Source organism: Pseudomonas sp. B16120, assembly GCF_044218845.1.
Taxonomy (GTDB): domain Bacteria; phylum Pseudomonadota; class Gammaproteobacteria; order Pseudomonadales; family Pseudomonadaceae; genus Aquipseudomonas; species Aquipseudomonas paracarnis.
In genome coordinates this window covers 3,613,364-3,636,672 of record NZ_CP162588.1, presented here as the reverse complement: position 1 = coordinate 3,636,672, position 23,309 = coordinate 3,613,364, and the positions used below count along the sequence as shown (strand labels likewise).

Genomic DNA, 23,309 nt, shown 5'->3' with positions numbered 1-23,309 from the left:
GTCGAGCCCATGGAAAAGGATGCGCAGGCACTCAAGCACGGGTGTTTCAGCGCTGTGACGGACATGCAAAATGGTACGGCGGTGAGCTTTGGCCCCTACACCTTTCATCGGCAGCAGCGCCTGGTCAGCAAGGCGGGTTGGCCGGTGCCGCTGGGCGGGCGAGCCTTGGATATTCTCGCGGTACTGCTTGAAGCGCCCGGGCACTTCATCAGCAAGGCGACCTTGATCGAACGGGTGTGGCCCAACAGCGTCGTCGAGGACAGCAACCTGCGCGTGCACATCGCCGCGCTGCGTCGTGCGCTGGACGGCCAACGCTGGATCCTCAATCACCCCCAGCGCGGTTACTGCTTCGCTGCGCCTGCGCAGGACGCGCTGCCGACGCTGCTGCCTCAGCACAACCTGGCTGCACGGCTCAGCCCGGTGTGGGGGCGTGATGAACTGGTGGGCGTGCTGGCGCGACGGTTGGCCGCGCAGCGGTTGCTGACCCTCACCGGTGTGGCCGGCATTGGCAAGAGCACGCTGGCCCTGGCCCTGGCCGAGCGGGTATTGCCGCGTTATCGCGACGGCGTATGGTGGGTCGATATGGCCGCTGTGCAAGCGCCAAGCGAGCTGCTCGATAACCTGGCCAGGGTCTTGCTGTTGCATTCGGCGCCCGCCAGCCTCAACGAACTGGGCCGGCGTCTGGCATCGCGTCAGTTACTGCTGATACTCGATGGCGCCGACCTGCTGCTGGGCGCGTGTCGACAGCTACTGCGTGCGCTGCGTGAGATGGCGCCTGGCATCAGCGTGCTGATCACCAGTCGTGAAGCCTTGTTGGCCCCTGGCGAGTGGGTGGTGCGCGTGCCTCGGCTGGCGATGCCGGCGCCGTCGGCCAATGTCGAACAGGCGATGGCCTGTCCTGCGGTGCAACTGTTCGTGGCGCGCGCGCGTGCCAATCAGCAGGGGTTTGATTTGCGGCCTCAGGATGTGGCGCCGCTGCGCGACCTGTGTCGGCGCCTGGATGGCCTGCCGTTGGCCCTGGAATTGGCGGCGGCCCAGGTGGATGCGTTGGGCATCGGCGGTGTGCAGATGCAAGTACGCACGGGCTTGCAACTGCTGGCCCGTGGGCGCCGCACGGCGGTGGCGCGCCATCGATCACTGACCGCGGCCCTGGATTGGAGCTACGAGCGCTTGAGCCTGCCGCAGTGCTGGCTGTTTCTGCAATTGAGTCTGTTCAAGATGGCAGTCACCTTACCCACCCTGAGTGACCTGGTGGCCGGTACCGAGCTCGAACATGCCGACCTGTCTTACCTGCTGGCGCGCCTGGTCAACGTCTCGCTGCTGAATGTCGAGCCCGGCCTGGGCCCGCCGCGCTATCGCCTGCTCAACTGCGTGCGCAGCTACGCCTTGGGGCAACTGCGGGACCCGCGCCAGGTCGAGCGTTTGCAACAAGGCTATGCGCCTTGCCTGGGCGCGTTCTCAGGCCGGCCGCTTGTCCTGCAACTCGTCGAGCAGGCAGCGCACGCGCAGTAGATCCCGGGTGGCGAAGCCTTCGCTGAAGCGTGCATGGATTGAACTGAGCAAGTCCCTGGCGAGCTGAATGCGCCCTTGCTGTTGCCACAGTAGCGCCAGGGATGCGCCGCAGCGTAGCTCCCAGGCCAGAGCGCCTTGCTGGTGCGCCAGGCCCAGCGCCTCCAGCAGCAGGGTTTGCGCGGCGTGCTCATCCTCTAGCTGCAAGGCGTACACCCGCAGAATCTCCGGGGCGCACCAGCCCGCAGCGCCACTGCGCGCGCGTTCCAGGGTTGGCACATCCACAGCATGGGTGCCGAAGGTGATCAAGGTGTCTTGGATCAGGCCCAGGCCCTGCCAATCCGGTTGGCCAAGAATACCGGCGTAATGCCCGGCCCAGGTCTGGAACAACTGCACAGAATGCTTGTGCGACTGCTCCAGCAGCAGCCTTTGCAGGGCTTGGGCGTCGTCTTCGGCGCCGTTGTAGCGGGCGATCACCACTCCAGCCAGGGCCAGGGTGTAGCAGATCGAGGTGCCGTGGTTGATCTGTAGCGCAAGCTCCAGCGCCTGGCTGGCGGTGCGCCAGGCGCGCTCGGGAAAACCCTGTAACCACAGGATTCGCGCCAGCACGGTCAAGGAGGCGACGCTCTGGTCGTATTGCACGCCAACCCCGAGGGCAAAGCGGTTCACGTGACCACTTTGGGACATACGCTGCAGCACCTGCTCGGCGTGGTGCCTGGCAAGAGCCTGGTTCCCGGTGTAATGCTGGCCCAGCGCACGCAGCCGCTGGGCGCTCAGGTCCAGCAACGGCTCGGTGCGTGGGTCCAGGCGATCGAACTGCAGGCTCAGCTCCTGCGCAGGGCCATAGCGCCCGGCGCACAGGTTCACCGCCATCAGCCCGGAGACCGCGCGCAACTGGCCTGCACGGTCCTGGTGCATCTCGGCCAGGCGCGCAGCCCCCTCAAACGCCGCGATGGTCCGAGGCGCAGCGCCCATGGCGTGATAGGACAGGCTGCCCAGCGCCAATTGCAGTTGCAGGGTCAATTGCGTGCAGGGCGCGCTGACCTGGCCGATCAGCGCCAGCGCCTGGTCCACATAGCCGCCGTGCTCACGCAGCAACGACAACTCTTGCCACAGCGGCATCGCGCTGACCGTCAGGCGGATAGCCAGCAACTGCGCACCGCCCTCGGCAAAGCCCCAGTCGAGGGCGGCACGCACGTCTTCGCGCAGCGGTGCGTAACGGTCGATCCACGGCTGTGTGGCGATCAAATCCCAATCGCCCTGGGCCTGTTCCATCAGTGCCAGGCAGCGGGCGGCGTGGCGCTCTCGCGTGGCATGCAGCTCGCAGGCCTGGCTGAGCTTTTCCAGGGCATAGGTGCGGGTGATGTCCAGCAGGCGATAGACCATCTCGTCATCGCTGGCCTCCACATTCAACAACGACTTGGCCACCAGTTGCGTAATCGAGCCCAGCACTTCGGCGGGGGCCACCTGCTCTCCGGCGATTACCGCCGCTGCGCTGGCCAGGCTGAAGCCGCCACGAAAGACCGCCAGGCGGCGCAGGCAGATTTGTTCGCACGCGGTGAGCAGGTCAAAGCTCCAATCGAGCGTGGCGCGCAGGGTCTGCTGGCGAGGCAGGGCACTGCGTCGCCCACGGGTCAGCAGGCGAAAGTTGTCTTCCATCTGCACCAGCAGGCCCGGCAAGCCAAACCGTTCGATTTGCGCGGCCACCAGTTCTATCGCCAGGGGAATGCCGTCCAGGCGCTGGCAGATATCAATCGCCAGGGGCAGTTCAGCGTCGCTGAGGGCAAAGCTTTCCTGGTGGGACATGGCGCGCTCGATCAGCAATTGCATGGCCGGGTAACCCAGGGCCTGGGCGCGGTTGCCGGTGGCGGGCGGGCAGGCCAGCGGTTCAAGGCGCTGCACATGCTCACCTTCGGCGCGCAGGGCTTCGCGGCTGGTGGTGAGGATGTGCAGGTGCGGTGCATGGCGCAACAGGGTTTCACTGATGAGGGCAATGTCGTCGAGCAGGTGCTCGCAGTTGTCGATCACCAGCAGCATCTGGCGTGCCTGCAGGCTGCGGGCGAGGCTGGCCAGGGACGCATTCTCGCCCGGCGTCAGGCCGAGCAGGGCGGCCAGGTTGGGCAGGATCATGGACGCGGCACTGAGCGGCGCCAGGTCCAGCAGGTGAATACCGTCGCGGTAATGCCCAATCAGCAATTCCGCGACGCGCAGGGCGACGGTGGTCTTGCCGATGCCACCGGCGCCGGTCAGCGTGATGAAGCGTTGCTGCGGCAGTTGTTGTACCAGGGCGTCGATCAGCGCTTGGCGGCCGATCATGCGTGTGCGGCGCAAGGGCAGGTTATGGCTGGGGCGTTGGGGCGCGCCGTCGGTGGGCAGCGTCATGGGTTCGATGCTCAGTGGCGCAACAAAACTGTAGCCGCGCTGGGCGACCGTGACGATATAACGCTGCCCGGCCTGGCCGTCCCCCAGTGCCTTGCGCAACGCCGCCATGTGCACCCGCAGGTTGCCGTCTTCCACCACGCTTTTGGGCCAGACCCGCGCGATCAACTCCTGTTTGCTCACCACATTGCCGGCGTGTTCCAGCAGGATCAGCAGAATGTCCACCGCCCGCCGCCCCAGGCGCAGCGGCCGGCCGGCCTCAAGCACCAGGCGCTGGCGCGGGTGGATGCGGTAGGGGCCGAAATGCACGGCCTGGTCGCTCAAGTCATTCATGGCTGCCCAGGTTCTGGAGGAAGGAAGCGGCCAGCATATTCCAGGTACGTGCAGACCACTAGGCAGCGATCACATCAGGTTTGCTACGCGAGTGGTGGTTTCGCCAGGTCATGGGGTTGACGCCTTCGCTGCGGGTGAACATATGGCAAAAGTGCGCCTGGTCGCAAAAGCCACATTCCAGGCTGATCTGCGTGAGGCTCAGGGACGAGCCGGTAATCAATTCCTTGGCGCGCTGGATGCGTTGCTGGCGAATCCATTCCTGGGGCGACAGCCCGGTGGTGCACTTGAAGGCGCGGGAAAAATGGCTGCGCGACAAGGCGCAGGCCTGGGCCAGGTCGGCAATCGCCAGGCTTTCGCCGAGGTTGGCGAGGATCAGTTGCTTGGCGATACGCTCACGCCGGGGGCACAGGCCGCCGGTGGGAGATAACCGGGGGGCATATTGCTCGAGTCGGGCCATGACAAATATCCGCAGTCGATGGGAACGTTCCCGGTGGATGGGTGCAGTGTAGACGCGCTTTATCTTGTTGCCCGAGTGCCTGGCTGACGAGTTAATCGTTGTTAATTTCGCCAGGTGCGGTGCTGGAAAAGACAGCACAGCTATGCAATCCCAGGCGTGCAGTGCATGCTTCCCTGGCCCTCTGGAAAACGTTTGGATAGCACCCATGAACCGCAACGATCTGCGCCGCGTCGATATGAACCTGCTGGTGATTTTCGAAGCCTTGATGTTCGAGAAAAACCTGACCCGGGTCGCCGAAAAACTGTTTATCGGCCAACCGGCAGTGAGCGCTGCATTGGGCCGCTTGCGCGATTTGTTCGATGACCCGTTGCTGCTGCGCAACGGCCGTGCCATGGAACCCACGGCGCGTGCACTGGCGATACTCAAGGAGCTGCAACCGGCCATGGACACCATCTCGGGCGCCGTCAGCCGTGCCAAGGATTTCGACCCCTCCACCAGCTGCGCGGTGTTTCGCATCGGTTTGTCCGATGATGCGGAGTTCGGGCTGTTTCCGTCGTTACTCAGCCGCCTGCGCGAAGAAGCGCCGGGCGTCATTGTGGTGGTGCGCCGGGCCAATTACCTGTTGATGCCTTCGCTGCTGGCCAGCGGAGAAATTTCCGTGGGGGTCAGCTACACCACCGACCTGCCGGCCAATGCCAAGCGCAAGAAGCTGCGCGATATCCCCTGCAAGGTCCTGCGCGGGGATGACGGCGAGGCGCCGCTGACCCTGGATGATTACTGCGCAAGGCCCCATGCGATGGTGTCGTTCTCTGGCGACCTGAGCGGCAATATCGACCTGGACCTGGCCCGCATCGGCCGCTCGCGTCGGGTGGTGCTGGCGGTGCCGCAGTTCAGTGGGTTGCGGGCGTTGCTGGCGGGGACGCAGATTATCGCGACCGTGCCCGATTACGCCGCGTGCGCATTGACCGAAGGCACACGCCTGCGCGCCGAGGACCCGCCGTTTGCGATTGATGCGGCGGAGCTGTCGATGGTGTGGAGCGGGGTGCATGACAACGACCCGGCGGAGCGTTGGTTGAGGGGCAGGATTGCGGAGCATATGGCGCGGGACGTGTGATGGAGCTGACTCCTCTCCACCTGACACCTCACAGGGCTATGTACTGCCCGCAGAATCAGCGCCAGACGAAGTCCTTGTGGGAGCGGGCTTGCCCGCGAAGGCGGCCTGGTGGTCGACACAGTTATACCGAGTACATGCCCCCACCACTCGGCACCCCGCCTGCGTTCGGCCAGCGTGGTTTAACGGGGCGCCTGAGATCAAGCTCAAAAGCAGCTCGCTTACGCGGGAGAAAAGGCCGTAGGTTTAATCGCCTACTCAATGCATCTTGCTATGGTCCATTTTGCTATGGTCCATGCCATCCAACCCACGGGCTGTCGCTTTCACTTCGACAGCCTGCTTTTCCCCCTTGGCATCTTGCACCGTCAGGGTCAGCGGTACCTGGTCGCCTTCCTTGATCTGGCCGGTCAGGCCCATCAGCATCACGTGGTAGCCGTTCGGGTCGAGCTTGACGGTTTTGCCGGCAGGCAGGGCCACCGAGTCCACTGGGCCCATGCGCATCACGTCGTCCTTCATGCTCATCTCATGAATCTGTACGTCTTTGGCGACCGGCGAGGCGACGCTCAGCAGTTTGCTGTCGCTGTCGGCGGTGAGGGTCATGAAGGCGCCGCTGGAAGGCTGGCCGGGTACGGAAGCGCGTACCCAGGCGTCGGTTACTTGGACTTGGGCGCTGGCGTGGGCGGCGAGGCCCAGCAGGGTGAGGCCGAGGGTGAGACGCTTGAGGTGTTGAACGGCAGTCATTAGCAGACCTCCATGACGGTGAGCAGGTCTTCTGCGCACTCTTGAGCGGTAAGGGATGCCTGCAAGCCAAGGCGCAGGTTGCCACGGGTGTCGAACACGAAACTGGTGGCGGTGTGGGAGAGGGTATAGGTGTCGCCGGCGGGGATCTTTTCATAAAAGATCCCGAACTCCTTGGCGGCCACGGCGATTTCTTCCGGGGTGCCGTAGAGCGCTTCGAAGCTGGGGTCGAAGGCCTTGACGTAATTGTTGAGAATCTCGGGGGTGTCGCGCTCGGGGTCCAGGGTGATAAACACCACCTGCATGATCTTGCCATCGCGGCCCATCAGTTTCTTGGCTTGGGCGGCGCGGGCCAGGGCGGTCGGGCAGACGGCCGGGCACTGGGTGAAGCCGAAGAACACCACCGGCATCAGGCCGCGGTACGAGCTCAGGGTGACGGTTTCGCCGTCGGTGTTCTTGAGCTTGAAGGTACGGCCCATGATCTTGTCACTGAGGTCCTTGCCGTACTTGAAGTTCAGCTTGGGGCTGTAGTCACAGCCGCCCAGCAGGCTGCCCAGGCCCAATAGGCCCATGCCGGTCAGCACTTTGCGGCGGGTGAATAACGTACTCATCAACTGTGCATCCTGTGAAACGCCTGTAGGGCCGTGGAGCTGCTCCGCCAGGCTTTGAAAAGGAGTAACGAGAAGGGTGCAGAGTCTAGCAACCCTGGCCGGTGCGCGTAATCTGCGACGTTCTGCCACAGGGGGCGCGGCGCATTTCGTCCTTTTATGGCTTCGGTGGTAGAGTCGCCGCCATGAAATTGCGCCACTCTGACCGCTCACTGATCGCCTGGGCCCTGTACTTCTGCGTGCTGATGAACCTGTTCGCCTGCGGTTTGGGGCATGGCCAGATGATGGGGCAGCAGCTCAACGGCATCGGCGGGCTGTTCTGTTCTGTGGACGGCGGGCAGTCGCCCATTTCCGACAAAGGGTTGGCAAACCCGTCTTCCAGCAACATCTCGAACTACTTTGCCTGCCCGGTGTGCAACGCGGTTACCGTCGCCCTGGTGTTCCTGATCGGCCTGGCCTGGCTGCTCGGTCTTACGCAAACCCCACGTGTCGCCCATGAGCGGCGCAACAAGGCGCCGCCGCGCTATTCCTGGCCCTCGGCCAACCCCCGCGCTTCTCCCGCATCCTGACGTGTGCCTTGGGCTTCCTGTGACCAGGAGGCATTCTCTCGTCACGATTGTGAGAACACTCTATGAACCCTCAATTGCCTGCCGGCGCCAGCCGCCTGGTCAGTAAGGCGTCGCGGCGCCTGCGTGCGCAACCGGCGCTGCCTGATTACCCGAGTAATTCGCGCTGCTTCGTGCACCTGGATGCACGCCTGCTGCCTCACTGGCATACCTTGTTCGACATCTGTCCGGCGTTGCTCAAGCTCGACCCACCGGAGGGCTTGAACCTGTTTCGCGCCTTCATGACCTGGGCCTATCGCAACCAGCCGCCGCTGGACTGGACGTACCATCTGAACGTATGCCGCTGGTTGCTGAGTTCGGCGTACCGCACACAGATTGATGAGGAACCGATCGAAGCCTTCATGGCCGCCGCTGCTGCGCGCTGGGTGCTGACGGACGACAGCCCGTCGGCAGGCATTGTTCTGAGCTGGCGCGATTGCACGCTGTTCGACTGGAAGCATCACCCTTCGATAGCCGCGCCGCGACCGGCATTGCCGCCGCCCGCCTGGGATTTTGCCTGGTGCCCGTTGGATGCCCAAGGCGCTTTCAGCGGTTGGCTGCCGGTGCCATGAAGCGCCGCGTCCGGTAAGCCTCACGACACCCTCGGAAGCGCCGCACACGGCGCAGCGTGCGGGGCCCGCAGGCTGGCACCGACTTGATGACTAGGCTCTAGGCTTCTTTGGTTTTCAGGTCATCAGGTTATGTCTTCTTTGCATCACAACACGCCCACGCTGACGGTGGTCGACCCGCGAGGGTTGACCGTGCGCAGCGTGGCGTACCCTCGCAATACCGCGCAGCAATCACCCAGCGCGCAGGTCACGCGGCAGGTGTTCGACGCTCGCGGCCTGTTGCAGCAACAGTGGGACCCCAGGTTGTTTGAGTTGCACGCTGCCGACCCCGACGTGCCGCCCAATCTGTCTCATCGTTATAGTTTGGGCGGGCAAGTGCTGAGCACCGACAGCGTGGATGCGGGCCGTCAGACGCGCTTGCTCGGCAGTGGCGGCCAGGTCGTGCAACAGTGGGACAGTCGAGGCACGCGCCAGCGGTTCGAATACGACCCGTTGCTGCGCCCCGTGGCGGTATTCGAGCGCACGGAGGAGGTGGCGGTTGAACGCTGTGTCGAGCGCATGACCTACGCGGGCATGACGTCTACGGAGGCGGCGCGCAATCGTTGTGGGCGCATGATTCGTCACGATGACCCGGCAGGCACTTTGCTCGTTGAGCGCTACGACGTGCAAGGCAACATCACCGAGCAAACCCGGCGCCTTTGCACGTCGCACACCGCGCCCGACTGGCCGCTGCCCATGAGTGAGCGGGATGCACAGTTGCAAGCCCAGACCTTCACCACCACTTGGCAGCACGATGCGCTGGGGCAACGTCTGGAGCAGGTCGACGCGCGCGGCAATCGCCAGCAATCTCAATACGGTGTCGACGGCCAATTGACGAAAAGCGAGATCCTGTTCAAAAGCGGAGCGCGCAAGACCCTGGTGGATCAACGCAGCGTCAACGCCTCGGGCCAGGTGTTGAGCGAACGCCTGGGTAATGGCGTGGTCAGCGTTGCCGAGTATTCGGACACCGATGGACGTTTGACACGCTTGAGCGCCCACCTCAAGGATTCGGCAGGCAAGCGCCTGCAAGACCTCTTCTATAGCTACGACCGGGTCGGCAATGTGTTGCGCATCCGCGATGCGGCGCAGCCGACCCGCTGGGCCAGCAACGTGCAGGTGGAGGCAGTAAGCACATTCGAATACGACAGCCTGTCGCGATTGATCAAGGCCACTGGCCGTGAAAACGCGCGCAATACTGGCGCATCCGCACTGCCGGGCCGAATCACGTTCGGCGCCACAGACGACAGTCTCTGGGGCAGCTACACCCGCCACTATGCCTACGACTCGGCCGGTAATCTGACGCAGATGCGCCATGTGCCCAGCACCGGCAGCGGTTATACCCAACGGATGCAGGTGGGCGAACACAGTAATCACAGCGTGATTGCCCGCGAGGGCGCAAAGGCGCCGGGCCTGGGTAACGGCTTTGACCAACGTGGCAATCTCCAGGCTCTGGCGCCTGGTCAGGCATTGACCTGGAATGGGCGCAACCAGTTGGTTCGCGTCGCGCAGGTGCTGCGTGACAATGGCGAACATGACGATGAGGTGTATCTGTACGACGGCGCCGGCCAGCGAGTCATCAAGCGTCGCGTGGCTCATGGCAAGACGCAGGCTCACACCCATGAAGTGCTTTATCTGCCAGGGCTGGAGCTGCATCGCCACGGGCCGGATGGCGAGTGGTTGAACGTGATGCTCGCGCCGGGCGGGCGCCATTCGGTCAGAGCGCTGCAGTGGGAGCAGCAGCGCCCCGAGGAGATGCAGGACGAGCAACTGCGCTTCAGTCTCGACGACCATTTGGGCAGCGGCACCCTGGAGCTGGACGAGGCAGCCGGCCTGTTGAGCCAGGAAAGTTATTACCCTTTCGGCGCAACCGCCTGGTGGGCGGCAAAAAGCGCCTTGGAAGCGAACTATAAAACCCGACGTTATTCGGGCAAGGAGCGCGACGCCAGCGGGTTGTATTACTACGGCTTCAGGTACTACGCGCCGTGGTTGTTGCGGTGGATCAGCGCTGACCCGGCGGGGGATGTGGATGGGTTGAACCTGTATACGATGGTGGGGAACAACCCCATGGGTTATGTAGACGAAGACGGTTTGCAGCGCCGCTCGATGCTGGAGGTGGTGACGGTTCTGCTCCTGGTGTTGTTGATCGGGCATGGGATTGGTATAGAGGTTGGATACAGGGTTGAGCTGGCTTACTTTGGGCTGATTTCAGGAGTGGTGGGTGTCGCCTTTTACGCGCATCAACGGCTCAGCACTACTGACGTTCGGCGCAGAGCGTTTTATGCGCAGTCCGCATTGGCCGGTGCGCAAGAGCTGGGCCATCGGCATGGCGCTACCGAACATGAAGTCAGCGAGTTGGCGGACTTTTTTCTGGAACACCGACTGGCCACCGCAGACACTAAGCGCCTGTCCTACGGACTGACGCCGGCAGCACGGGGCGGGCTCTATGGTTACATTGGGCCCACCGAGCACCGGGAGCAGGCTGAAATAGCCTCACAAACGGAGCGTAACCCTAGTTTTACGCTTGCGAGGTTGGGGTTTGTCGGGATAGAACTTCGTGCCCCGGCACGCAAGGTGGGCGCCGGCCCGCTTCCTGCGGCTGGGCTGACCCACACCGAAGTACAACCGCAAACCAGGGTCACGAGCGTGGGTCGCCGAGGCTCCGCTTCTGAAGAGCCCGCCGCGCCACCGGTAAGCTCAGGACCTTCCTCCGGGCTGGAACCTGAGCGACTCGTGATTGACGTTGAGCCTGTTCTCAATGAGCTGCGTGGCGTAGGGGGAGGGATTATCAGGAATGTGATCAACCGCCTGGAAGCGCGCACCCTGGACTTTCATACCGGGCATGCTATGGCGGGCGGGCAGAATGTCCGTAGTTTTGACTTGCCGGGCTATCGCGGGCAGCGCGGTCGTGGCGCCTATCGAGTGATGATTCAGCACATCAGCGGGCTCAATTATCGGGCGGTCAGGGTGATGAACCCTCACCGCCGTTAATACGCTTAACGTCAGCCCAAAGAGCACGGGCCGTGTAACGGCCCGGCTCTGTTGTCAGTCCGGCGCGTGCGAGTCGTTTTCGTCCTCAGCGATGCTGTACCAGGCGCAGTAGGTCTGGCGCCGTGTGTCGCCGTTGGCATTGACCACGCGCACCGGGCGTCCCAACGCGTCATGAAAATGTTGCTCGCTGGGGCGCAAGGTGTTGAAGGCCGCATCGTCGATATAGCCAGCACGGTCGGCAAAGTAAGGTCGCCAGGTGCGCGCCAGGCAACCTTGATTGTCATACTCCACACGGCCGCTGATCCGCCAACGGCGAGTGGCGTCGATTGGCTCGGCACCCGCGCTCAACATACCGGCGTCATCGACTGCAAAGGCCGGGCCTGGTTGCGCCTTTTCCTGGGTTTGCCGCACGCGGCCAAAGCCGTCGCTGAAGGCGAGAGCGACCTGAATCTGCGGGGTTGGCGACGTGCCTTGCCAACGGTCGGCGTGCAGTACCACGACGTGCACCGGCACTTGCCTGGCCGCCTGAATCAGGCGCTTGAGGGTTTGATGATGGGGGCGCGCAGCGCTCAGGCTGTTCAGGCGTGCCAACGCCGAGGCACGAATGTGCCCGCTGGGCAGCAGGTAACCGTTGCTTACCCATTGCGCCTGGATGCTGGCGGGTGGAATGTGCCCCATCCAACTGAACACGTCGTAGAAACACGCGCTTTGAGCGTTGAACAACGCCGCTTTCGGATCAGCCAGGGCCTGCGCCGGGCCCGTATCGGGCGTGCGGATGAAGGGCGTTTGGGCGTCATGGCCGACGGGCTTTCCTTGCTCCTCTCCCTTGAGGCCGGTCGCCAGCAGCTGCCCGTGGGCGTCGTAGTGCGCGTAGCGTTGCGTACGCTGTGCGTCAGTCACCGTCACCGGCAGGCCAAGACGGTAGTCGTACTGCGCCTGGGTCGTGCAGCCGTCCGCCAATTGCACCTTGATGATGTACAGCCCATAGCGGTCGTACTCGGACTGCGTGAACCCATGGCTCAGGCTCGCCTGATGCCGACGAGGCCGATAGAACATTTCAGCCTGGCCGTAACGGGTGTACCCCTGGCCGAGCGACCACAGGGTGATGGCCTCGTCCTGCCCGGGGGCCGGTGACAGGAACGCGGCCATGGCCCGATAGTGCTGTGCACTCAGCGTGGCAGCGACAGGGCGGCCCTCATACACCTCCAGCGCTTGCTGATCGAGTTCGGCTGTCTCGATATAGGCGGGCAGCGCCTGAAAACTTGCGGTGCCGGCCGGCAAGGGGGCGGTGTGCTCCGCCACGCAGTAGTGCTGCACCGACAGCCCCCCCAGCCTGCGTTCGGCCGCTGTTCCCAGTGGATCGGACGGGCCCTGCGCAATGAAGTGTTCATAGCTTATTTTTTCAATTGCTAACGCCTCTTTGCTCAGGACCAGCACGTTGCATCGTTGCTGGTAGGGCAAGTGCAAGCGCCAGCGCTGCGCGGCGTCAAGGTGAATGAAGCGGGCGCGGGTTTCGTTGAGGTAATACGCCTGCTGCGCCGAATCATGCGCGTCACGCCACCACTGCTGCTCGTGGGCCGGCCCCGGCGGTGGGGCGTCGCTGGCTGTCTTGCGACGAGCGTAGTCGACCACCACGCTGTGCAGATTGCCGGCGTAGCAGTCCCAGCGCAGATTGAGGATATGCCGACAGCATGGGTCGCCCGGTTGGCGCTCGTAGCGACAGGTCAGCGACTCCAGCAACAGTGGCAGCAGCACCGCCGGTTCGCCGGCCTTGGCCGACGGGCTTAGTTGGCGTATGAAATAGCGCTGTTGCTGCACCGAATACGGCACTGCTTGTGGTGGCGAGTCGGCGGCTGCATATACCTCTTCACGCAGCAGGCTACCCGCCAATGCACGCTGCATCGCGCGGCGGGTGGTTGCGCCGGGCGTAGCGATCAGCGTATCTCCTGTGCGCCCGGCCTCCAACTGGCCCAGCAGGGTTGGCCCCAGCGCGGGCGCCTGCGGGTCGCCCGGGTAAAAAGCCTCCTGCGAGGGCTCAAAGGTGTGGAACCAGCGTTTGGTCAACACCCCAGGCGGCGCATCGGCCGTAGGAGGTTGTTCGGTGTGCAACACCAGGCCAAAGCCGATGAACTGGCGTTCCTCACGGTCGTAGCAGGCTTGCCGGTAACGAAAATACTGGGTGGAGCGGTTACGGCTGACCAGATCCTTTTGCTGTTGCCGCTTGACCACCTGTACCGGGAACGCAAGGCTACTGCCTCGAGGCACTCCCAGGGTTTGCCCGTGCTGTTTTTCGTCGAGCCATTCCTGGGCGCTGCTGCGGTAGCTCAGTTGGGTGGTGGCCCCCCGGTTGTTGAGCGTGGCGGTTAACAAATACGGTTTGAGACTGACGAAGTCATACCGCCAGTGCTGGGGTGTCATGTGCGGCACGCTCAGGATCAGGCTGGAACAGCCCAGGCCTTGAAGGTCGGCAAAGCTGACCTGGCATGTCGCGTCATGGCGCACGCCCTCGGGCCAACGCAGTGTCAGTGGCTCCGATGCCAGCCCGCTGCCGGCGCGGTTCATATAGATCTGTATGTGTTCAGGCGCCAGGTAAATCAGGTCCACCGCGCCTGAGCCGTCCAGGTCGGCGAGGCGAATATGCTCGGCATCGAAGCTGGCGTGGTCGAACGCCAGCGTGGCGAAGACAAACCCTTTGCCGAAGCGTCCACGGCCGAGGTTGGGCCAGCACTTGATTTCGTTATGGCGGATGCGCACCAGGTGTTGTTGGCCGCTGCCCAGGGGGTCGCAAAAGGCGATCAATTCGGCCGGCGAATGGCTGAGGGTTGGCAGTCCCTCATCGTCGGGCGCATGGCGCACCTGCTGGCCAGGATCAAACCCGCCGTCCTGGCGCTGAGCGTACAGGCGCACGCTGCGGCTGCCGATCAGAACCAGGTCCAGCCTTCCGCTGCCCATCAGGTCGGCCAGTTGCCCGTGGGGATGGAAAAACTCCTGGGGCATCGCCGCAAAAGGCACGAAACCCGACCATTGCCGCTGCGAGTCGAGGCTGAAAAAACCGCTCAGCCCTGGTTGCGCCACCACCCATTCCAGATGCCCATCGCCGTCAAGATCCGCCAGTGCCTGGCGCGTGGCTTGGGCGGTATCGGCGAGGGGGATGCGTGGCAGGGCCTGCCATGGACCATAGATCAGCGCATTGCTGCTGGCCCGGCCGGGGGCCCTGAGCGGCTCGCGGTAGTACCAGCTTTTATCGGTGCGGTGCAGGATGCCCGGCAAACCGTCGCGGTACAGGTCGACCAGTTGATAATGCTGCCCGTCGTTGATGCCCGCCATGGCGTCGAACGCTTGGTAGCGCGCGGCGTCCAGCGTCGGCACGAAGGCGCTGTAGGCCAGCTCCAGAGGCGGCCAGGCACTGGCGTCCCCTTGGGCGTCAAAGGCCTGGTTGTGCACAGCGTTCAGGCAACTGCCGATGGCGTGGCGATGGGTGTACTCCAGCAATAGACGCCGCGTCAGCACCGGCTCGACGCCCAGGCTCGGCTCGTCGGGGAAGTAATGAAACATCAGCACTTGCTGACACCGCCGCAGGGTGCCGAGCTCAAAGCCATAGGCATAGCTGCTGATCGGGTCGTTGCGGATCGGCCAGGCATGTTGTTCGGCATAGGTCGGCACTTGGCTCAGGCCGGTGTGGCGTTCGCCATAATCCAGCAGCAGTTCGAAGTGCCATTGCTTGTCAGCGAGGGTGTCCGCACGCCACAGCGCCAGATGCTCAAGGGGCTTGAGGTTGCCGTAGCACACCCGCGCCAGATAACGCTGGGCGCGATAGTCCCTGGCGGCGCTTGGCGGCTGGTCGTCTGGTTTGTAGTGGTAATAGATCTGCTCACCCAAAGGGTTGAGGCTTTCCTGCAACAGCCATTGGGCAACACGTAGGCCGTCGTTTGGGTCTGCACAGCGCGCGATCAGAGTCTTGCCGAACAGGTGCACGCAGCCGTCGGCCCCCTGAACCAGCCAGAACCCGGCCTTGTCGCTGTCACAAGACCAATGCTCGATACGGTCGAAGCGCGCTTCTATCACCGGAAAATAGCGCACCACTCGGTGGGGTTCATCCAGGGCCAGGCCGTTATAGTGGTCCCAGGTGGTGGCCTGAATTGCGCCGTCGGCATCACGCTCAGGGATCATGTCGATGCCTTGGGGGCTGATGAAACGGTCGTCATCACCGTAGGCCGGTACGCCTTTGCGGGTATCACGGGTGATGGCGCCTGCCGACATCGCCCAGCCGAGGCCGAAGGGCCCGTTGCCTAGGGCGCTGCGATAACCCAGGCTCAGGGCCGGCGTGAAGCCACGGCCCGGCGAAATGGGCAAGGGCACCTCCAGGCACGCCTCACCCCGTGTGCCCACGGCACCCCATTGCGCGCCGGGGCCCTGGATGGCGCCACCGCCCTTGGGCAGCGCAGGAAGCTTCGGTTCCAAGAGTTCGGGCGGCCGCACGCTCATCGTTGACCTCCGGTGTTTTTAGCGGTGTAGCGCAGGTGCACGATGATATCGGTGAGGGATTCGAGCAGGGCGTTTTGCCGGGCATGGTTGGGAAAGGTCAGTTGCCAGGTGGAGATCGCTCCTGTGTATTCGAACGGCAGGTAACGCTCGTCGCTGTCGAAGTTCAAGGTAAACAGGCCGCTGTCGTTGAGCCCGCTGGACAGGGCGATTTGCTGTTTGGCGCGCAGGTCTTTTTTTACCGCAGCGTCGGTGTGTCTGGCCGCGGGGGTGAGGTACGTGGTATTGGCGGTTTGGGTCAGGATGGCCTTGATGTCTTCATAGGGGCCCAGCGTGGCGGGCAGGGACACACTGACGTGCTTGATACGCCGCAGGTAATGGCCTGGGTAGTCGTCGTCAAATAGCTTGAGGGTCAGTTCAAAGGTCAAGGCGCCGGTTTTTAGCAGGTCGGCTTTAAGCGCGGCCCAGGGCATGTCGCGCGTGGCCACAGGGTCTTGGCTGTGCAGATGGCGCAACGACACGGTTTTAGTGATTTCCAGCAAACGTTCGTTGTGGGTGACGTAGGCGTTACTCATGCTCAGTAGATTTTGCTTGAGCGCTTCGCCGGCGCTGAAGCCGCGATATTGATGGGTCCAATGCTGGGTTTGAATGAAGTGCTTGTCCCACTGAGCCCGTTCTTCCTGCCAACAGGCCTCGGCCGCCAGGCACAGCGACAGGCTCGAGTCATAGGCTTGGTAGTAGAAAGTGGAAAGTTGGCCATTGAGCCATTGATACAGTTGGGCGTTGGTAAAGCGTTTGCCGAGCTGGTCGTACAGGCTTCGTGCTTGGGCCAGGCTGGTCTGGGCCAGGCCCAGTTGCAAGCGGGTATGGGCTTGCTGTTCGGTGTAAGCCTGCAGCTGGGCGTCGACCTGGGCCAGCTCAAGGCGTGCCTGTTCCAACGAATGGGCCCACTCGGCGGCGCGTCGGGCAAACAGGTCGGTGCGGTCCAGGTGGGCAGCGTTGGCGCGCTTGTCATTGGCAATGCCTTGGGCCGTCGCGTGCAGGGCGTGAAAAGCGCCCTCGTAGCGCACGCCGCCGTTGGAGGTGCCAAAAATATTCGGTATCAGCATCGCCAGCCCCGCGCCGGCTTGTGCCACGGCGGCGGCGGTGTCCCAGCGCGCACTGTCCTGGTACTCCTGGGTGGCCTGGGCCTCGGCCGGGCTGATGCCTCGCTTGAGCTGCTGTTCGAAGAACGTCACCCGCGCTTCGACCATGCGGCGTCCTGCCAGCAGCGCTTGCTGGTTCCTCGCATCGAACTGTACGGCCTGGGCCTGTTGCTCGACGGCCAGCCTCGCCAAGTCCCAGGCTTGCTGCTGCTGGGTTTCCAGGTACTGGGCCTGCTCTTTGCGTTCGAACAACGACAGTAAGGTCGCCCCCAACTGGATCAGGTTGTCGACCGCTTGCAAGGCGTGTCCCAGCAATACCTGGAAGCGGTAGTGCGCGGCCTGGGCGGTGCGCAGCGACGGGCGCAGGCTGGCACCGACCGAACCTTGCTGGTACGCGGCAAGCAGCGTTTGAGGCGTCAGGGTAGCGGCGTACAGCGGCAGGCTCAAGGGTTTGCCGGTCAGGTCCAGGTGATGGCGCAGGTTGTGCAGGCGAGATTCGATTTTGTCCCAGCGCAGCAGCAGATCAGGGCTCAGGGATCGACACAGCCGCGAGGTGCCCGCAGGTACTGTCGTGCTGTCGAGCGTGGAAGGGTTTTGCAGTTTGTCCAGGGTCGTGGCTGCCCAGGGATCGACCGGGTTGAGCGGCGGTCTTGGCCCGAGCAAGCCCTTGGCGCGGATGTACCACAACTTGGCGTCGGCCAGGCCGTCACGGGTCATTTGCCGGTACGCCGCATCCCCGCGATTGAGCAGGATGTCGACGTACAACAGGTACAGCGCCTGACGAAAATGTACCGCGCTGCTTGTCGCCAATGGGTGGGGCAGGGCAGAGGCGTTGTGGCGTTGTGGCGCACTGGCAAGCAGCGCGGGCAGGCGCCAAACGTCAGATGGGTGGACGGGATCGAACACGTAGCGTATCCACGTTTCGGCCTCGGCGTATTGCTGCTCCTGGTTCAGGCGTTGTGCCAACAGCCAGGGCAGGTAAAGAAACAACTCCCAGTAATAGGTGCCATGGGGGCCGTGGAAGTCCAGTGGGCTGGGCTTTTCCTCGCCTGGCAATGGCGGCTCGCGCCAGGCATCCGGGGCCAAGGCAAACAGCTCATGCAAACCTGCGCCCGCGGTTTTTGCCAGCAGCCCGGCCACGCAGGTGTTGGTGCGTATGGGCGCTCGTTTGTTTTCAGGCTTATCGATCGACTCGATCGTGGACCCGTCGAAGTCAATGAATTCTGCCGCGCCATAGGGCGGGGTTGCGAGTCGCCGGATAAACGGAGCCAGTGGAATGATGGGGGTGCTGTTATCGGGCGGCAGGGTGAAGGTCGCGGTTTTCAGCGCGTAGCCCAGGATGATGGGGTCGGGGTAATGCACATCGCTTTCCAGCAGCAACACGCCGTGAATCAGCGTCAATGTGGAAGCCGTCGTGTCAGTGGAGTCCTCGTCGTAGGGGTGCAAGGTCGTGGGGGAGAGTTCGATCTGCGCCTCAAGCGTGTGCGTTTCGGAGAGTTCAGTGAACGTGTCGCGCAGGGTGCGCCGAGAAGCGTCTGCCAGGCCGACGAGTACCGTGTTATTGCGGTGAGGGCTTTCCGGTAAAGCGCTGTGTCCTTGTTTGGGATACATCAACACGGGTTTGTACAGGCGTTGTTTCTGCTGGACCTGGACCTTGTCCAGTACTAAGTCGTAGGCATGGCTGCTGGTCTGCGCCTGATTGTTGTAGAACGACAGGGTGACGGTATAGGTGGCGTCTGGCGTATTGAAAAAATAGTCGAAGGCTTCTTGGCTAATGCGTTGGTCGCGCAGATTGAATGTCGTGCTTTTCGGGTTTTCTTCATCTTTTTCAATTTGCGGCAGGGTAAAGGTCGTCGGCTGATTCGCAGCATTTTTTATAAGTTGGGCATAGCTGACGCCGGTCTCATTGCACTTGAGGGTCAAGTCGATGCGCACGTTGGAGAAGGTTGCCAGCTTGGCGCCCTCCAGGAAAATCTCGGCGGTGGGGCCTAACGCCAGCGTCTCGTTCTGGGCAGGACCGCTGCTGCTGAGGGTGATGGTCAAATTGACCAGTGCGTCTGCCTTGCTGAACCTGACAGTGCGGTGCGGTTCGAAGCGTTTCGCCAGGCGGGTGGTGACCTCCAGTACTGACGTTGTTCGGTTGAACCGAATATCGCTCTCAGCCGAAAGACTGCGGATATGCTGTTGATTGTCTTCGTAGTTCCAGCCATGGGTGGTGCCATGGGGCGCGTCGTTGGTCAGGGAGTGGACTTTGACCTGGACCGTGTCGGGCGCCCTGAATTGAAATCTGGCCCTGTTGTGGTGCCCGAACAGGGCCAGGTAGCGCCCGGCCAGTTCAGCCTCTTTATGCCAGTAGAACATCCGCCGAGTGCTGCCCTGGGTTTCAAGCCAATGGACGTTGAAGTGCTGATCCAGCCGTACGGCTTGAAAGAAATGCCGATGCACGCCGTTGTGCGGGGAAGCCGTTTGATGGTTCGGCTGTGCGCTCAGGCCCAGGAACAGTGACGGCGGTTGGCTTTTTGAATCGAGTACGGCGATGGACGCAGTGGCGCTCATCAGGTCTTCCGAGCTCAAGTCATCCAGGCCCTGTGCCAGGCTGTATTCCTGAATGCAGGCCTGCGGCACGCTCCAACTGTCATCCAGTTTTTTATAGGAAAAGTACAAGCGCAACTGTAGATAGGTGGTCTTTATCCGGGTTTCCAGCCGTTGCTGGTATTCCTTCTCCGATTCAACATCACCGCGCCCGATCCGGGTGATGTCCCTCGACGACGACGTCGGGTTGATGCATTGGGCCCACACCACGAAGAGGCGCCCGTTGAACACCACCGGGCGAATCGTCTGTTCGGGGACGTTATCGTCAATCGACAGCGGGATCTTTTGCCAGGAGGACCAGGCTGGCGGAGTGGTCGCGTCGCCCGAGGCCATTTTCAGCGTGCGCCAGTAATAGGTGTTTTCCGGACTGGACTTGCCGGTGAAGTAATAAGTGCTGCTGGCAAAGCTGTCTTTATCACCATCGATATAACCATTGAGGGTCTTGATGTTGGCAAGTGCTTCGAAGCGGCTGAGGTAACTGTGGACGGCTGTCTGCAGCGGCGCAGGCTCGATGCGAAATTGGTTGAGCTGGTTCTCCAGTTGCCTGAAGTTGTCGCTTTTGCCATGGCGCAATGTAGGGCTCAGGTAGGTGGCCGGGTAGTGCTGAAGTTGCTGGTGGGCACGCCACAGTGAATAGGACAGCAACTGGTCTCGCCACTCGATCTGCTCGACAGCGCTCATGCCCTGTTCGTCGTAGCCGGGCTCCAGGCCCAGGTAAATGCCAGTGATGTACTGCTGCAGGCTGGCAATGGCGCTGGCGACACGGGTGGTGGGCACCGTATGGCGGACCTGGGGGTCGAGCAGCCAATAGGTATAGACATCGTCGACGGTCTTGACGGTATCGGCCACTGCCGTGTCTTCAGGCAGCACGCTGTTGAGGTAGAACCCCAGCATCGCGTCGCGCAGGTGTTCGTTGAGGTGGTGGGTGAGGGTGTCAGACATGGTCATTCCTTGAACCAGGCGAAATACAACGGGGTTAGGGGGCTGTGGCGATCAATGCCGAGCCAACGTGTTGCCAGTCTTCATTCATCAAGGTGGCATGCAGGTCGGCAGCCTTGAGCAAGGCGTTGGCGGAGAGGCCGGTGAGCCTGACGGCTTCATGGCAACGCAGGAGCCAGTCCAGGTCGGCCAGGGTCTTCACCTGTTTGGCAGGCAGGGATTCAACGAGCAGGTTGATTTCATCGACATCCCACTTGAGCAATGCGGCCAGTTGCGAAGTGCAAGCCCCATCGTGAGATACGGCGGAGCCTTCAACGGAGGATGAATTGGCGCGCTGCAAATAAGCGAGCACGCGGTCCTGGGCCAGTCCGTAGGTGCTGAGGCAATGGGCAAAGCGTTGCAGCAGGTACAGCGTGCTCAGCGTCAGCTTGAGCAGCGAGGCCGCGGTGTGGTCAGGGCTCAGCCAGTGCGGATGGAGCACAAAGGCCTGCAAGGCCTCACGGCTCACTGCCAGACCCAAGGACACTTCGGCATCCGGCAGGCTCAGCAGTACATTTTTGTGCAGCTCCGTGGTGGATTCGGCAGTGGCGGTTCGGGCAATTTGTCGAACCACGAGTTTGCGCCATTGCAGGTACGCGGAGGCGTCACCGGCAAGGTGTGAGGGGGCGTTGAGCAGCGTGTCGATGTTTGCTTTAAGCGGCTGCATTTGTTGGTAGAACGCGCCGAGCTTCTTGGTCACTGCCTGTTTGGCATCGCTGTGCAGAGCCGTGTTGCGTTCTGGGTTGAGGCTCAGCGTCTGGGCTTCGATAAGCTGCACCAGCCCATTGGGCAATTCTTTGGGCGGCGCGGGCTTGAGCAGCGGTTGGCTGTGCAGCAGCCCTTGTACGATGAGGGCATGCCAGGCAATGGTCGCCGCTTTGGTGTCAGGCTCGGGCTGGGGCAATGACAGGTCAGCGAGGTCTTCTTGCGCCAACAGGCCATGCTGAGTCAGTTCGACCACCTCATCGAGTTGGGTGATGTACGTCTGCACGTGGGGCGGTGGGGATTGGGCATCCAATAGCAGTTGACGACGAAGCTGATCAACCGTTTGACCCGTGTCGTTGAGCCAGCGGACCAGCCAGTCCATTTGCATCAGCACATCGAGCAGGTCGGCAGGGGCATTGACGCCCGAGCGACGCAGGCTCGGGTTGACCAGTTGGGTGGTGTAATCCTTACCGCCCAGCAGCGCCGCCATATGGTAGCTGTCGAGCACTGACAGCCCGAACATCCGCGCGATCCGGGTTTGGCGATACAGCGCGCTATAAAACGTCAGCGTCGGGCAAGCAGCGGGTAGATGCAGGCGGGCCTGCTTGATCAGCCAGTGCAACGAGGCCGGGGTGTCGCTCAGGTGCAGGCCGGTGCAGAGCTGGTGGCGCAGGGTTGTCGGGATTTCCTCCCTCAACGCCAGGGTCGGCCTGTCCAGCGTCAATGCCTGGCCTGGCAACGGGCCGGGGTTGAACAACCGGTCGTACAGCGACAGGCGAGTACCGGGTGCCCACACCGGTATTTCATCCAGCACGGCGGCAAAGGCTTGCAATGACAGGCTGTAGCGGCGTTCCAGATAGCGATAGACGCCCAGTGCGCGCAGGGTATTGTCGTTGGCGGGCCGCGCCGGGTCGCCCTCGTGTTCACGCCGCACGACGCTCGTTGACAGGGCGTCGAGTGCGTCGAAGGGCAATTGCGTCCAGCGTTGCAGGCGGATCATTCGGTGCAGGCGCTGGTAACGTTCCCATGAGGTATTGCGCAGGCGCGCAGCACCCTTGTCCTGTGTAGTGATCGACAGGGGCGACTGGGTCGCGCCAGCCTCGGTGATCGGCCCGTTCACGTACGCGGCACCGTCGTGCAGGCGCAGCTTGGCCGGCGGCGTTGGCGGCGTTGGCAGGGCGCTTGCCAGAACATTGCTCGACAGCACCGGCACATACTTGCCGCAGGCCAGTAGCGCTTCGGTCTGATCGGCGGTGAGTCCGGTTTTTTGCAACCAGTGGGGCAACTCCTCAAGGGGCTGCGCCTGGGTGCCATAGTGCTGGGTAAAAAAATCCTCTGCCTGTACGTCTCCTGATCTTTTTAAAAAAGGCTCCGTCAATAACACCTGCTGGGCAGGGCTCAGCCCGGACAGCAAACGTTGCGCTTCATAGGCCTCGTGCCTGACCACGCCGTAAGTGTTTTGCGCACGCTGGCCGGTGGGCAGCTTGAGGCTGATGCGGTAACTGAGTTCGCCCAATTGTGGCTTGTTGCCGGACAAACCGAGCCAGCACTGGCGATGCGCACGTTCGAACGGCAGCACGAAGGGGAAACGTTGCTTGCCGAGCACCTCATCAAGTGAGCGACCGCGGTATTCACGACGGGTTTGTTTGAGGTGAACGTCAATCTGGCGGGACAGGGTTTCGTTGATCATCGAGAGTTGAGGAATCACAGCGCTGAGGCTGCGTTCGTCCAGGGGCAGCGTCTTGAGTTCGGGGCGTCGTTGGTCGAGGGTGACCTTGGGCTGTTTGCCTTTACCGCTTTTTTCCAGCGCTTGGGCAAACAGGTATAACGCCTTCAGGTAGGCGATCGGGGAGTCGATTGCCGCCATGGAAGAGGCCGAACACAGCAGGTGCCAGTCCTCTTTGAACAGGTGGGTATAGGTGGGGGAGTGCGTGTCCATTGTGATGAATCTCCTGAAAGCCCCCGGCCACTGCCAAGGGCAATGGCACGCTAGCATGGGGCGCCAGGCCGGCTCGGTCGGCCGGATCGCTGAGTGAGCGAGGAGAAATCATCGGTGCAAATCGATAGCGCG

At 62.6% G+C, this 23,309-nt stretch carries 12 protein-coding genes; 5 read left to right on the top strand and 7 right to left on the bottom strand.

Annotated features, from left to right (window positions below):
• The first annotated feature begins 9 nt into the window (after window positions 1-9).
• The gene (locus AB4P90_RS16820; protein ID WP_236466447.1) at window positions 10-1,512 is read left to right on the top strand and encodes a winged helix-turn-helix domain-containing protein; all 1,503 of its coding nucleotides are present in this window, start codon (window positions 10-12) and stop codon (window positions 1,510-1,512) included.
• Here the strand turns inward: AB4P90_RS16820 and AB4P90_RS16815 are convergent.
• Window positions 1,459-4,221: a winged helix-turn-helix domain-containing protein gene (locus tag AB4P90_RS16815; protein WP_019816843.1), complete on the bottom strand. Its 2,763-nt coding sequence runs from the start codon at window positions 4,219-4,221 to the stop codon at window positions 1,459-1,461. The genes AB4P90_RS16820 and AB4P90_RS16815 overlap by 54 nt on opposite strands.
• Window positions 4,222-4,279: 58 nt before the next feature.
• On the bottom strand, window positions 4,280-4,678 hold the full coding sequence (locus tag AB4P90_RS16810; RefSeq protein ID WP_014718805.1) for a helix-turn-helix domain-containing protein: 399 nt from the start codon (window positions 4,676-4,678) through the stop codon (window positions 4,280-4,282).
• A gap of 205 nt (window positions 4,679-4,883) precedes the next feature.
• On the opposite strand from AB4P90_RS16810, the gene AB4P90_RS16805 reads away from it, so the two are divergent.
• Window positions 4,884-5,792 (top strand): LysR substrate-binding domain-containing protein, encoded by a 909-nt coding sequence (locus AB4P90_RS16805; protein ID WP_395605165.1) that lies wholly within the window; start codon window positions 4,884-4,886, stop codon window positions 5,790-5,792.
• Window positions 5,793-6,047: 255 nt separating this feature from the next.
• On the opposite strand, the gene AB4P90_RS16800 is transcribed toward AB4P90_RS16805, so the two are convergent.
• Together AB4P90_RS16800 and AB4P90_RS16795 are read right to left on the bottom strand one after the other, a co-directional pair.
• Entirely contained in the window at window positions 6,048-6,530 is a 483-nt protein-coding gene (locus AB4P90_RS16800; RefSeq protein ID WP_014718803.1) for a copper chaperone PCu(A)C, read from the bottom strand.
• Window positions 6,530-7,138 (bottom strand): SCO family protein, encoded by a 609-nt coding sequence (locus AB4P90_RS16795; RefSeq protein WP_003191741.1) that lies wholly within the window; start codon window positions 7,136-7,138, stop codon window positions 6,530-6,532. The genes AB4P90_RS16800 and AB4P90_RS16795 overlap by 1 nt, the downstream gene beginning before the upstream one ends.
• A gap of 182 nt (window positions 7,139-7,320) precedes the next feature.
• On the opposite strand from AB4P90_RS16795, the gene AB4P90_RS16790 reads away from it, so the two are divergent.
• The 3 genes from AB4P90_RS16790 (at window position 7,321) to AB4P90_RS16780 (ending at window position 11,336) form a co-directional block, all read left to right on the top strand.
• Window positions 7,321-7,704: a DUF2946 domain-containing protein gene (locus tag AB4P90_RS16790; protein ID WP_003191740.1), complete on the top strand. Its 384-nt coding sequence runs from the start codon at window positions 7,321-7,323 to the stop codon at window positions 7,702-7,704.
• Window positions 7,705-7,766: 62 nt separating this feature from the next.
• Window positions 7,767-8,312 carry a putative natural product biosynthesis protein gene (locus AB4P90_RS16785; RefSeq protein WP_014718802.1) on the top strand — a complete coding sequence of 182 codons (546 nt, stop codon included), beginning with the start codon at window positions 7,767-7,769 and terminating at the stop codon, window positions 8,310-8,312.
• A 129-nt stretch (window positions 8,313-8,441) separates the two neighbouring features.
• Entirely contained in the window at window positions 8,442-11,336 is a 2,895-nt protein-coding gene (locus AB4P90_RS16780; RefSeq protein WP_395605164.1) for an RHS repeat-associated core domain-containing protein, read from the top strand.
• A gap of 54 nt (window positions 11,337-11,390) precedes the next feature.
• Here AB4P90_RS16780 and AB4P90_RS16775 read toward each other — a convergent pair whose 3' ends face one another.
• The 3 genes from AB4P90_RS16775 to AB4P90_RS16765 are packed head-to-tail and all read right to left on the bottom strand — an operon-like array spanning window position 11,391 to window position 23,177.
• Window positions 11,391-15,821: a SpvB/TcaC N-terminal domain-containing protein gene (locus AB4P90_RS16775; RefSeq protein WP_395605163.1), complete on the bottom strand. Its 4,431-nt coding sequence runs from the start codon at window positions 15,819-15,821 to the stop codon at window positions 11,391-11,393.
• Entirely contained in the window at window positions 15,818-20,497 is a 4,680-nt protein-coding gene (locus AB4P90_RS16770; protein WP_333958670.1) for a neuraminidase-like domain-containing protein, read from the bottom strand. The genes AB4P90_RS16775 and AB4P90_RS16770 overlap by 4 nt, the downstream gene beginning before the upstream one ends.
• 34 nt (window positions 20,498-20,531) lie before the next feature.
• Window positions 20,532-23,177, bottom strand: coding sequence for a Tc toxin subunit A (locus AB4P90_RS16765; RefSeq protein WP_395605162.1), 2,646 nt, complete (start codon window positions 23,175-23,177; stop codon window positions 20,532-20,534).
• Window positions 23,178-23,309: the final 132 nt, after the last annotated feature.